The 12,040-nt window shown below is 45.8% G+C and carries 10 protein-coding genes; 1 reads left to right on the forward strand and 9 read right to left on the reverse strand.

Annotated elements, in window-relative coordinates:
* Nucleotides 1-866: 866 nt before the first annotated feature.
* From GQF01_RS04855 to GQF01_RS04890, 8 genes are read right to left on the reverse strand one after another with little or no spacing between them, the layout of a single operon-like run.
* Complete coding sequence (locus GQF01_RS04855; RefSeq protein ID WP_161405730.1) at nt 867-1,898, reverse strand: zinc-dependent alcohol dehydrogenase; 1,032 nt, start codon at nt 1,896-1,898, stop codon at nt 867-869.
* A gap of 43 nt (nt 1,899-1,941) precedes the next feature.
* Complete coding sequence (locus GQF01_RS04860; protein ID WP_161405731.1) at nt 1,942-2,934, reverse strand: hydroxyacid dehydrogenase; 993 nt, start codon at nt 2,932-2,934, stop codon at nt 1,942-1,944.
* Nucleotides 2,935-2,974: 40 nt separating this feature from the next.
* Nucleotides 2,975-4,003, reverse strand: coding sequence for a Gfo/Idh/MocA family protein (locus GQF01_RS04865; RefSeq protein ID WP_161405732.1), 1,029 nt, complete (start codon nt 4,001-4,003; stop codon nt 2,975-2,977).
* A gap of 23 nt (nt 4,004-4,026) precedes the next feature.
* Entirely contained in the window at nt 4,027-5,562 is a 1,536-nt protein-coding gene (locus GQF01_RS04870; RefSeq protein WP_235958934.1) for a type 2 periplasmic-binding domain-containing protein, read from the reverse strand.
* 28 nt (nt 5,563-5,590) lie between these two features.
* Nucleotides 5,591-6,472: a carbohydrate ABC transporter permease gene (locus GQF01_RS04875; protein WP_161405733.1), complete on the reverse strand. Its 882-nt coding sequence runs from the start codon at nt 6,470-6,472 to the stop codon at nt 5,591-5,593.
* Nucleotides 6,473-6,504: 32 nt separating this feature from the next.
* Nucleotides 6,505-7,470 (reverse strand): ABC transporter permease, encoded by a 966-nt coding sequence (locus GQF01_RS04880; protein ID WP_161405734.1) that lies wholly within the window; start codon nt 7,468-7,470, stop codon nt 6,505-6,507.
* Between the two features lie 17 nt (nt 7,471-7,487).
* Nucleotides 7,488-8,285: a sugar phosphate isomerase/epimerase family protein gene (locus GQF01_RS04885; RefSeq protein ID WP_161405735.1), complete on the reverse strand. Its 798-nt coding sequence runs from the start codon at nt 8,283-8,285 to the stop codon at nt 7,488-7,490.
* A gap of 28 nt (nt 8,286-8,313) precedes the next feature.
* A complete protein-coding gene (locus GQF01_RS04890) occupies nt 8,314-9,252 on the reverse strand; it encodes a sugar phosphate isomerase/epimerase family protein (protein ID WP_161405736.1) in 939 nt (312 codons plus the stop codon).
* A 307-nt stretch (nt 9,253-9,559) separates the two neighbouring features.
* On the opposite strand from GQF01_RS04890, the gene GQF01_RS04895 reads away from it, so the two are divergent.
* Complete coding sequence (locus tag GQF01_RS04895) at nt 9,560-10,690, forward strand: ROK family protein (protein WP_235958937.1); 1,131 nt, start codon at nt 9,560-9,562, stop codon at nt 10,688-10,690.
* Nucleotides 10,691-10,767: 77 nt separating this feature from the next.
* Here GQF01_RS04895 and GQF01_RS04900 read toward each other — a convergent pair whose 3' ends face one another.
* Nucleotides 10,768-11,730, reverse strand: a complete 963-nt coding sequence (locus GQF01_RS04900; RefSeq protein ID WP_161405738.1) for a bile acid:sodium symporter family protein — start codon at nt 11,728-11,730, stop codon at nt 10,768-10,770.
* Between the last annotated feature and the right edge of the window lie 310 nt (nt 11,731-12,040).

Here is a 12,040-nt window from a genome sequence, read left to right on the forward strand (position 1 = left end):
TTGGATAAATTTACTCTCAGTATATCAAAGTATTGTGAGCGCTTGCATAAATTTTCTTCCTTTCGGCCTGGCGTTGCTCGCTGACTAGCAACCGTTTAAGCTTGTTTTACAACGCTAACTGCTACTTCTTGCCCTCTGCGCCCACTTTAACGTTGCCAAACATTCTTTCGGCTAACAATTGCCGGGGTTGCACACTCCACGCCAACTTTTAAGCTTGTTTTTCGACGCTAACTGCTACTTCTTGCCCTCTTCGCCCACTTTAACGTTGCCAAACATCCTTTCGGCTAACAATTGCCGGGGTTGTGCACTACCCACCAACTTTTAAGCTTGTTTTACGACACTAACTGCTACTTCTTGCCCTCTGCGCCCACTTTAACGTTGTCAAACATCCTTTCGGCTAACAATTGCTAGGGGTTGTGCACTCCCCACCAACTTTTAAGCTTGTTTTTCGACGCTAACTGCTACTTCTTGCCCTCTTCGCCTACTGTAACGTTGTTAGGCGCTGGTGAACAATTGCTAACGGACAGAGCAGACCTTATTGGGACGAAATATGGCTCTACGAAATTCTAACGGACACAAGTGCAGCTATTCACAATAATTGCATGAAAATTGGGGGTGAATTGATGGAATAACGACACTGGAGTCAATTAGAGTTGAGAACGGCGAGATTTAACGAGAATAACGGCTATGAGGTCCGTTAAATGTCTGTGCGCACCACTTCCAGCTGGTACGTCTTTCACGCCGCTCTCAGAGCCGCTGCCTCGGCTGGCCCCACACCTCTCTGCAACGTTGTTTCACACCATTACAGCAAAAATAGAGCTAAGCACATATAAGCCGCTTAGCCCCTCATTTCACCTATTCCAATCCTATTTGACCTCACAGTCAATCATAACGTGAATGGTATCTCCTTTATGTTCATTCCTCAACTGGAAAGCCCGTGCGACTTCCGCAAGTGGAACGACATGAGTAATCATCTCTTCGGTGTTAACTAATCCGTCGAGAACTAGTCGCAGTCCTTCATCGAAGTAACGCCGATTATCAATGTCACGCTTGGGCTCCGTTGAAAGGATATCCAGCCGTTTTTTATGTACCTTGAAGAAATCAACCGGCTTGTGACAAGTACCAATGCACCCATACATGACAATTCGTCCATTCTGTGCTGCTGCGTTAATAGCATCTACCATACCCGCTCCTTCTAGGAGACAAGGAATGACTACATCAAAGCCGTCTGGAAAGTCAGCTCCCACGATATCCATCGTATCCGCATGTTCATGCGGGATTTTATACGTATGGGTGGCGCCATATTTGCGTGCAAGCGCTAATTTCTCGTCAAACAAATCGGTTACGACCAAATTTCTCGGGCTAAACATATGGATGACTTGCGTCATCACCAGCCCGCTGACGCCTTGCCCAGTAATTAATACGTTTTTATTAGGTGAGATGTCACCAAGCTCTGCAGCATGAATAATCCCCGGAAGCACTTCAATGAGTGATCCCTCGATTAACGGCAGTTCTTTGGGCAATACCTTGAGCGAGAAAGGCGTACAGACAACATATTCCGCAAAAGCCCCCCAAACATACCGTAAAGCAACATGATCGCCTTTCTTGACCCCAATCACATTAGGGCCAACTTGATCAATAACCCCAGCAACTTCGTGTCCTAGTCTCGTAGGGTACGAGATAAATTCAGGTTCTCGCGCACCTCGGAATACTTCCACATCACTTCCGCATATCCCTACCCACTTGACCTTAACCCTTACTTCGCCTTCCTTGGGTTCTGGAATCAAGGCCCGCCTTACACTAATCTCCCCAATGGCGTCCATAACTGCACACATCTGCGTTCCGGGACCATCATAATCGACCAACTCCATAGGAGGAACGGACATTTTTCTGACCATTTGCATACCTCTCCTTCCATATATAAAAGATTTCTGCCATCAGCTAGGCCATAACTTCCCACATTTTCTCATTCACTTCATACATGGTCTTCTCTTCCCGCAGTCCTCTGATGATGTCTTCGACCACTTCCTCCATCAACGCAAGATGTCCCTGCACAGAGGCTCCTGCAATATGAGGCGAAAGCAGTACATTCGGAAGCGTCCGTATGGGATGATCAACAGCTAGAGGTTCTTTATCAAAAACATCTAGCGCAGCAAAGAATCTTCCGCTTTGCAGCTCTTCCATGAATGCCTGCGCATCGACCACAGGGCCTCTAGAAGAGTTGATGAAGACGGCACCATCTGGAATAAGCGCGAGCAATTCACGCGTCAGCATTCTTTCCGTAGCGGGAAGCTTAGGTGCATGTACCGAAATAATCGGGCAGCTCATAACTTCCTCCAGTGTTGCCCTTTTTGCATTCAGCCGAGCCGCAGCTTCTTCACTCAAATAAGGATCATAGATGAGAACATCAACTTGGAATGGCGCGAGCAGTTTAATAAAAGCGCGAGCCGTAGAGCTGGCAGAAATGATGCCAACTGTGCTTCCAGTGAGCTCCCTACCCTTCAATCCAGCAATTTTCCATTTCCCCTCCCGCATAGCGGAATCAAATTCAGGCAAATACCTAAGAGAAGTTAGCAGCGCTGCCAAGCAGTATTCGCCCACACTAAGTGCGATCCTGGGTGCTGCTGAGTAAACTTTAACCCCTTGTGCGAAAATCTGCTTAGGTACAAGGTTCTTGACCGTACCTGCTGCATGCCCGATGGCACGAAGCTTGACGGCTTTCTGCAGCATTTCGTCTGTCAAGCTGGGTGAACCCCAACTGGAAATAATCACTTCTGCCTCTGCCATTCGCTCTGAGAGCTCTTCCTGTGTATAGTCACGTCCTGTCTCATTCCACACAGGTTCAAAATAATCATTTATTCGTGCACGGCAAGCCTCCGAACACACTTCATCTAACCGAGATTGCGGTGAAAGCACCAATGTTTTTAACTTCATTGCATAAGTCCCCCTTCGTTTTCCTTAGGCGATCTAAAGCTTAGAGCTGCACAACCTGACCGGTGCGCATCGATTCAAAACATCCATCCATAACCCTCATGACCTGAATGATCTCTCGGCCCGAGGCAAGTGGTTCACGTCCCTCTCGAATAGCAAGGGCAAATTCCTCAAGCTGCCATTTGAAATTAGGAAATGTAGACTCACAGGATTCCAGCTTCTCTCCATTCAAACTAAGCTCATATTCATCTTTCAAATGCAATAAGCCGTTCGAACCGATTAAATATCGCTCATAAATACTGTTCTGTGTCGACCATATCCGCTTTCCAGTAAGGCCCACTTCATCGGTAGGGCGGCAGCCTGCGTTAAATGACATCCACACATTCGCCATCTGGCCTTCTCCGAAATTCATGGAAATCGCTACTTCGTCTTCACCTGACCAATTCGGGTTATTCGAATGTCCTTGTGCATAGACCGACTTAGGTGCTCTGCCATAAGCCCACTGAATGTAATCAAGAATATGGCTTCCCCACAGTGGAATAATAAATCCACCGATTTTCGACTCATCCTTCCACCAGTCTGCTGCTGGCTTATCCATATGCGCCAATAGCATGGCATTGATGTTAATCAATTCACCAATGGCTTTGTTTCTCACCTGGCGGATGGATTCCATCACCGGTTGATAGAAACGCCTGCTTTGCCCAATCATTAAAGTAACCTGATTAGCTTCCGCCGCATCAGCCATCTGCTCTGCTTCTTGCACATTCATCGCCATAGGCTTTTCTACCAGTACATGTTTGCCGGCACGAAGCGCCTTAATCGAATATTCCGCGTGAATATCGTGCGGTAGCAGCAGCAAGAATGCGTCAATATCCGGATCATTGACCGCGTCATCATAGGAAGTATAGGTATGCACCCCTTCCCACTTTTCGGCTTCAAGCCGCAGTTTACCTTCATCGCGAGAGACAAGCGCAACCAATTCTATGAGATCAGATTGCTCCCGTATGGCCGGAAGATGGGACTTCGACACACGTCCCAATCCGACAACGGCTAAGCGCAATTTACGCAGCATGCATGCTCCACTCCTTCTTCTCTTTATTTACCGCTTTTCCTGTCTTGATAGGACTTATTGAACTCATCTATTATCTTCATGTAGTTGGCATCTGCTTTAAACGTTTTTACCATGGCATCCCATGATTCGATTGGTTCTTTCCCCATAATCACTTTGACCTTCATATCATCCATCTTCTTCTTAAAATCTGGCCCCAATTTCAAATCAGTATCAGACATTAGACCAATGGATACATCAGATACACCATAATTCGCTCGCTCATCAATAATTTTCTTATTACGCTCAAAAGTCGCTTTCGGCATGCCTACACGATAAGCCCATAAGTAAGGATCGAATCTTTCGAAAATTTTACCGAAAGAGCTTTGTGATACACTGTCTTTAACCGCTTGATCTGTTGCCGTTTTGAAACCGTCTACCACCGTAAAGTGGATATCTTTAAGTCCATAACAAGCCAATTCGAAACCTTCCTCAGACGCGCCGTAATCCATCAAGGCCAGGATTTTCTTCATTTTGGCTTCTGGTACTTTTTTCGGAATCACATACAGCCCTGCGAATCCTGAGCCTGTAGAAACCATTTTACCTGCAGCACTTTCCAGATACGTCATAGCGACAAAATCCGCTTTCGGATCAAGCTTTTGCGCACCTTCCGTAGCTCGGAAAACACCCTCCGTGGTATCCATTTGAACGCCGACTTTGCCTGCTTTCGCCATGTTTTCAAAGTCCGTTGTTTTCATAGCAACGAAATCTTCAGGCAATATTTTATCCTTATACATCTTGTTCAGATAAACGAGTCCTTCTCTTGTTCCCTGTTCTAAATCGGTATCTATCAGTTTGCCATCTTGCTCTTTCCACTTGCCATTACTTTTATTAAAAACATCAAGTACCTTCTCCCAGTTCTTTCCGTTATACCCATATGTATCAGCTTTGCTATTCTTGTCTGGATCTTTCTCGACAAATGCTTTCATGGCGGTATAGAACTCATCCATGGTATGTGGCATCTTCAGCCCTACGTTATCCAACCAATCTTGGCGGATATTGAAGAAGCTGCTTCCATGAAGGGGGCGAACCGATGGCAGGATATATTGTTTGCCATTTACTTTCACACTGTCCATAATCTCTTTCGGATAAGCGGATAAATTTTTATAATCCTTCAAATATGGCGTCAAATCCCAAAAAGCTCCCTGCTTGATCATCGTGATTGCCTGCGTTTGCTTCATGTCCTTGATTTTCATCAAATCAGGCATATCGCCTGAAGCCAGCATGACATTCTGCTTCTCTTCCCATGCATTAGGAGAGGCCCACGTAATCGTCAACTTGGTATTCGTACGCTTCTCGAATTCCTTGGTTACCGGATTATCCGCTGCGGGTGGCTCCGGTGTGCTAAACTCCGTAAAAATGCTAATTTCTGTTGGTGGACCGCTATCTGCAGCAGTTCCTGTTCCCGTTGTTGAAGCTGGTGCTGCTCCGCCTGAGCAGGCGGTCAGGACCGATGTTACCATCATGAAGGCTAGAGATACTGGCACCGCTTTGCTCGTCATTGACCTCTCATTTTCTTTCATACAGACCCTCCTCATTCATTTTAAAAGATTATCCTTTCACCGAACCCAGCATGACGCCTTTGGCAAAATGCTTTTGCAGGAACGGATAAACACACAGGATGGGTAACGTCGCGATAACGACAGCTGCCATTTTTAAAGTTTCGGTAGGGATGTTTTGTTCAGCCATCATCTCTGCTGCAGCCGCTCCCCCGGCTTGAGTCGATGAATCGATTAACATATTGCGAAGCACGAGCTGGAGCGGCCACTTGGTGTAGTCATTGATGTATAGAACCGCACTAAAGAATGTGTTCCAGTATGCGACTGCATAGAATAGTCCAAATGCGGCAAGAGCAGGTAGAGACAAAGGAAGGACAATTCGGAAGAAAACGCCGATATCCGTTGAACCGTCAATGATTGCGGATTCTTCTAATTCAACAGGAATACTATCGAAGAAGCTTTTCATAAGAATGACGTACCACCCGCTTGTCAGCACCGGTAGAATTAATGACCAGACACTGTTAATCAATCCCAAGTCACGAACCAACAAGTAAGGCGGGATCAGTCCTGGGCTGAATAAAAGGGTTATTAAAATCAATAACATGATCAGTCTTCTGCCTTGCAATCGCTTTCGTGATAAACCATAAGCAAGGGCGGCAGTTACCACAAGGCTAAGAGCAGTTCCAACAGTAGCTAGGAAACCACTGATCATCGTTGCATGTTGAAAGGCTGACGTAGACAACAAATATTTGTAGGAATCGAGTGTCCATTTTTGCGGAAATAAGAGATAACCTTGCTTTTGAATGTACTCTGCCGGATCCGTAAACGAAACAACAAAGACATAATAAAGCGGAAAAATGGTAATGATCGCTATAATACCGAGTACAATAATATTCACCGTATCGAATAGGCGTTCGCCTAATCTTCGACTCATTATTCTCACCCCGTTTCCCCTAGTTGCGGAGATTAGTATACGCCTTCTTCACCAAATCGTTTAGCCAGCTTATTGGCTGCAATAACCAGAATCAATCCAACCACAGATTTGAACAATCCGACGGCGGTACTGAAGCTGAACTGCCCCTGCTGGATGCCTAGCCGGTAAGCATACGTTTCAAATACATCGGCCACACTCGAAACGGCTCCGTTCATCATCAGAAATACTTGCTCGAAGCCAACGTCCATAATGTGCCCGAGCTTGAGGATGAACAAAATGATAATAACACTTCGAATTGCAGGCAGCGTTACGTGCCAAGCTTGCCGCATACGGCCCGCTCCGTCCATTTTAGCCGCTTCATAAAGTCCTGGATCGACTCCCGCGATAGCGGCAAGGAAAATGATCGTTCCCCAACCAGCCTCTTTCCAGACGTTCTGCACCGTAAGCAGTATCCAGAAACTGTTTGCATTCGTTAGAAAATCGTATTTGGCAAACCCTAAACTGACTAGCATCTTATTAATAATTCCCGATGATTGCGATAACAGTAAGAAAGTAATCCCTGCGATAATGACCCATGAAAGAAAGTGCGGCATATAGACAATGGATTGAATCCATTTCTTGTAGACTGCACTCCGCAGTTCATTCAATAATAGAGCAAGTAAAATCGGCAGCGGGAAAAAGAAAACGAGACTGAGCAAACTAATAGCCATTGTATTTCGAAATAAGAGGTAGAAGTCTTGGTTTGAGAAAAAACGGATAAAATGTTCAAAGCCGACCCACTCGCTGCCAGATACCCCTAGGTAGGGCGAGTAATCTTGGAAGGCGATGACAACACCCCACATAGGGACATATTTGAAGATCAGGAAAAATAATAATCCTGGAGCAATTAACACATACAGAAATTTATCTCGTCTAAGTCCATGCAGCACATGTTTCCATCTGCTCTGCGGGACTACTTCTGATAGACTCACGCTATGCACTTCACTCTGAGCTGCCATTCACATTGCACCTCCTTTTACTTAAAAAGCGACTTCGCATACGCAAGATCTTCCGTGATGTAGCGGTCCTTGTTGGCCAAATCGGTATACTCTGCTGTCAAACAGATGACACCAGCATAGTTGCGCTCTTTCACATAGGTAGCAATCCTCGGCCAGTGTGCCATGCCATGCCGTCCCGTCGTGAAATGCCGCTTCCACTCCGCTGTTTCGGCCTCGGGGCCATTGCTTCGCATAAAATAGCCATTCTTCAAATTCACCATTGCCAGATGGGACCAAACGATGTCCAATCCATATTCAGGCTGCTGCCCCGCGAAGGCATCGTGCGCTGCATCCCAGACCACACCGATATGATCGGAACTTAAGGGTTCCATCAACTTCATAATGCCATTCGAATCGATGATATAGTTTCCGTAATGTTGCTGAATACCTACCTTCACTCCATACTTGGCGCAAAGGGGGACAAGCTCTTCCAGCTTCCGCTTGGTCCTTTCTTCCGTCGCCTTATAGCCATCCTGATCGATGTTGATCATGATTCGGATCATCGGTACCCCCGCTTCCGAACATGCGGCGAATATCGATTCATCTGTTGTAGCAGCAACGCTAAAAATTTTAACCCCTTGCTCGCTTAGCCCCTTGGCAAATTCCGGCAGTGTTGTCCTAGCTGTCTCTGGCTCTACCTGAAATCCAGCTCGAATCGGAAGCTCGATGCCATCAAATCCGGTCCGGCTTACAAAACTGGCTAGCTCGGGAGCCGTCAAATCCTTCCAATGCTTCACAAACAGGGAAAATGAATAAGGTTTATCCGATTGTTCCACAGCAGCCTACACTCCCTCAACGAATTTTTTATATGTTAACGTTAGATTTCGTGACTCTAAGCAGATGCTGCACATCGTTGTAGCATTGCCCAGCCAATTCGGTATGTACGGGAAGGTCAGAGCCAGGCTTGCTCACGCTTTCAACGGTGAGATAACCGCTGTACCCGATTTGTTCCAGCCCGCGAAACACTTCGTACCAGTCAATCCCGCCTTGATTAATGAGCCTATGACAGAAGTATTGATCCTCCTGCTTGCTCCTCTTTGGTATGACCCTGTGGTATCGACCAATGTGCGGCACATAATCACTATATTCGAATGCCCAGGGATACTGATTGCCTTCTAATTTCACAATATCCTTGATATGAACGTTGAAGAGGTATGGCTTTAACCGCTTAATCGTTTCTATTCCGTAATCAGTCGGTACCTGATACAAATTTACTGGATCCATGATTAGTCCGACATTGCTGCGCCCTACCGCTTCTACAAAAGCAATGGAGGAATCGGCATGATCACAAAGCGTGCCATGATGCATCTCAATAACCGCCCGGATATTCCGACTGCTTGCCGCATCGGCGCATCGCTTGAACCATGTAACAGCCTTCGCATAATCCTCCTTGGACACCTCATCGGAATGCTGAAATCCAGGGTTCAATCGCATCATGCCGCATCCAATGATGGAGGCAAAATGGAGATAGCGCTCCCATTTCAGAAATTCGGCTTCATTCTCTTCTTCCGTGTTGCATGCGAAATTTCCGACAAACAGCGAAAGATTGGTCGGTGTAAGACGATAACCCGCAAGCAAGCCTTTAATCTGCTCCGCTCGTTCTTGTGAGATATGACTGTCTTTCAATTCACCAACACCACGAATCTCGACGCCCTCATAACCAATAGCTGCTGCATCTTTCAAAAAATGCTCAATGGTTGAATCATCATACATATTACCGCCTAAAACGATCATCGTTACCATCCCGCCCTCTCCGTAATAGCGCTTACAATTGTATGAGGATATCATAAATTATATCTGTAACTTATGTCAAGATTTAAATTAAGTACTCTATTTTATATTAATACAACCTTAATTTATTAGAAAATCATTGATCTTTGTTCTGATTTTTATTAAAGTAAGGTCATTACCACTATTCGTATGGGTTCAGGTATAATCGGTTTAATTACATAATGAAATAGCGACGGTGAGACTCATGTTAAGTCCATATAAAAGTGATCAAAAGGGTACTAAAACCAGCATCATTCAAGCTTTGCGCATGCACGGCTCCATGCCACGGATTAAACTAACGAAAGTTACGGAATTAAGCAGAGCTACAATTTCTTCCACGATTTCTGAGCTCATGGATTGTAATCTTGTCAAAGAAACCGAAAAAGCCCCTTCAACAGGGGGCCGACCTGCTATTTCGCTCGAACTTGTCCCAGGATCACCTGGTATTATGGGAGCTGATTTGGATAATCAAGTATGGACGCTTGGTGTGTTTGATTTACTGGGGAATGTCCTACATCTGACGAGAATACCAGTCAGCTCCCCATTACCAGAGATCGCGATCCAGGAATTAACGGATCATACCGCAAAGTTTGTTAAGGAATTGGATATTGGCGTAATCAAATTGTTCGGTCTTGGAGTCCCCGGTCTTGTCGACACCAGACGAGGTATTATTAAAAGCGCCTCCGATTTGGGCTGGTCGAACGTGGAGATTGAGGATATGGTAAGCACCAAGCTTGGTTGGCCCACCGTAGCAATAAACAGGCACCGTGCACGTGGACTTGCCGAATGCCGTTTTGGTTCAGGAAGCAGCTATAAACACATGATCTATGTTGGGGTCGGCTCTGGTATTGCTGCTGGCATCTTCAATGATCGCCAGCTGGTTTCAGGTTCTTTCGGCGGAGCAGGTGAGCTCGGACATATTACCGTAGAACCAGATGGACCTGTTTGTCCATGTGGGAATAACGGATGTTTACACCTCTACTCGACGGCTTCTGCCATCGAACAGGAAGCGCGCAGGCAACTCCGTTCTGGACATGAAGAAAGTACGCTTAACCAAGTTATAGCAGGAAACGACCTCCAGCTTCTGCAGGCTAAGGACGTTTGCTTAGCCGCAGATCAAGGCGATGCTTTGGCGATACGCATCATCAATCGTGCCGCTACTTATCTCGGCATCGCTTTGGCCAATCTGGTTAATTTACTGAACCCGGAGGCCATTATTCTCGGAGGCTCCATACCTAGCATGTGCAGCACTTATGTCCAAACCGCTACGAAAGTCATGAAGCAGCGGTCCATGATGGCCCTCTCTGCCGGCATAGCGGTGGACACGGCTGTTTTACCCGAAGTCGGGGGTGCTCTCGGTGCCATTAATTTTGCACTTGATCAGCATTTTTCTTATACTATGATTCAGTAAAATGAGTAGCAATAAAGCCTCCAGCCCACTTTGAGAGTGGTCCTGGAGGCTTTTGTCAATTTCACGTACGATCTCAATTAGGCAGCTTTGGCTGTGTGACCATTAATTCCGTAACTCTTAGCTAGACGCTGTCCAAATACGGCCGCCAGAATTTGCTGAAACAGCATACCCGCAACAACAGGAAGCGCCACGGGAGGTGGAAAAAAGCTGATAGCTAGCACCGCGCCTGCACTTAAATTTCGCATCCCGGAATTAAAAGTTAAGGCTATTGTGACTTCACGTTCCCATTTCATCATTCGTGACACTAGCCAACCTGCCAAATACCCGATGGTAGCACTTGCGAAAGCGATTACAATAATTTTAACCAATTGCCCGTTCATGTTCTTTAGATAAGGAGCTATGACCGAAGAATTAATAGCGACGACCACAAATAGTCCTATTTTTGAAAAAGGTGCGAGCCGTGGTCCCCATGTGGTTTTAATTTTACCTTTGGTCCACTGATTAAGGAACGTGCCAATCAATGATGGAATTACGACCATGAGGAATAACCCTCTCATAATTTCCCATTGGTCCATATGTACTTTCGCTCCAACGATAAGTGATAGACTAAGTGGCACAATGAATGGCGATAGCAGCGTGTCAAGCAAGATAAGCGCCAAAGTAAGCGCTATATTTCCTCCGTATATGGTAACCCACACCAAGCTGACTACGCCGGTAGGAATAACGAATAGGAGAACAAAACCAGTCTGAGTCAAGTCATCACCTGGAAAGAACAGCGAGCCAGCTCCCCACCCAAGTAACGGCATGGCAAGATGCAGAATGATAAAGTTAGCAATAATCGGCAGAGGATGCATCATCACCTTCTGTAAATCTTTAAAATTAGAGCCAATACTACCGAAGAACGTCATCATTGCAAATATCCATGGTACTAGAAAACTAAGATTGTGCAGCCAAACGCTGCCAATTAGCCCTACTGCGACAGCCGTTGGTGTGATAAATGGCATTGCTTTCTCGAGCGTTTTATTCAATCGGATAAGCATGTAAACCCCTCCTTTCTCTTTATTAAAGATTCATTGTCATTACGAAACAATTGTAATTGTATCACAATTTCTTGTGTTGAAACGCTTCAATTAAAAAGAGGGTGTTTCTAAGCATGAATCAAGCGAAGCAAAAGTATAAACTTATACTTTCTATTTACTAAAAAGGAGCCAGCGATCAAATCGCTGACTCCTTTATGTGGTCCTGCTACCATGCCTGCTTCCATCTTTTACCTACCTAGACTCGGGGGTAACGGCTTGCTCTCGCGGCTGCTGGTATTCTCCCACCCCGTGCTTATCCCCAATTTTTAAC

The organism is Paenibacillus silvestris, from assembly GCF_009882985.1.
GTDB classification, from domain to species: domain Bacteria; phylum Bacillota; class Bacilli; order Paenibacillales; family NBRC-103111; genus Paenibacillus_E; species Paenibacillus_E silvestris.

Excerpts from the sequence above, each read along its gene's own strand:
- GQF01_RS04900 (WP_161405738.1), bottom strand. The coding sequence starts at position 11,730 with ATGCTTATCCGATTGAATAAAACGCTCGAGAAAGCAATGCCATTTATC.
- GQF01_RS04880 (WP_161405734.1), bottom strand. The coding sequence starts at position 7,470 with ATGGCAGCTCAGAGTGAAGTGCATAGCGTGAGTCTATCAGAAGTAGTC.
- GQF01_RS04860 (WP_161405731.1), bottom strand. The coding sequence starts at position 2,934 with ATGAAGTTAAAAACATTGGTGCTTTCACCGCAATCTCGGTTAGATGAA.
- GQF01_RS04890 (WP_161405736.1), bottom strand. The coding sequence starts at position 9,252 with ATGGTAACGATGATCGTTTTAGGCGGTAATATGTATGATGATTCAACC.
- GQF01_RS04855 (WP_161405730.1), bottom strand. The coding sequence starts at position 1,898 with ATGGTCAGAAAAATGTCCGTTCCTCCTATGGAGTTGGTCGATTATGAT.
- GQF01_RS04875 (WP_161405733.1), bottom strand. The coding sequence starts at position 6,472 with ATGAGTCGAAGATTAGGCGAACGCCTATTCGATACGGTGAATATTATT.
- GQF01_RS04865 (WP_161405732.1), bottom strand. The coding sequence starts at position 4,003 with ATGCTGCGTAAATTGCGCTTAGCCGTTGTCGGATTGGGACGTGTGTCG.
- GQF01_RS04895 (WP_235958937.1), top strand. The coding sequence starts at position 9,560 with ATGCCACGGATTAAACTAACGAAAGTTACGGAATTAAGCAGAGCTACA.
- GQF01_RS04870 (WP_235958934.1), bottom strand. The coding sequence starts at position 5,562 with ATGAAAGAAAATGAGAGGTCAATGACGAGCAAAGCGGTGCCAGTATCT.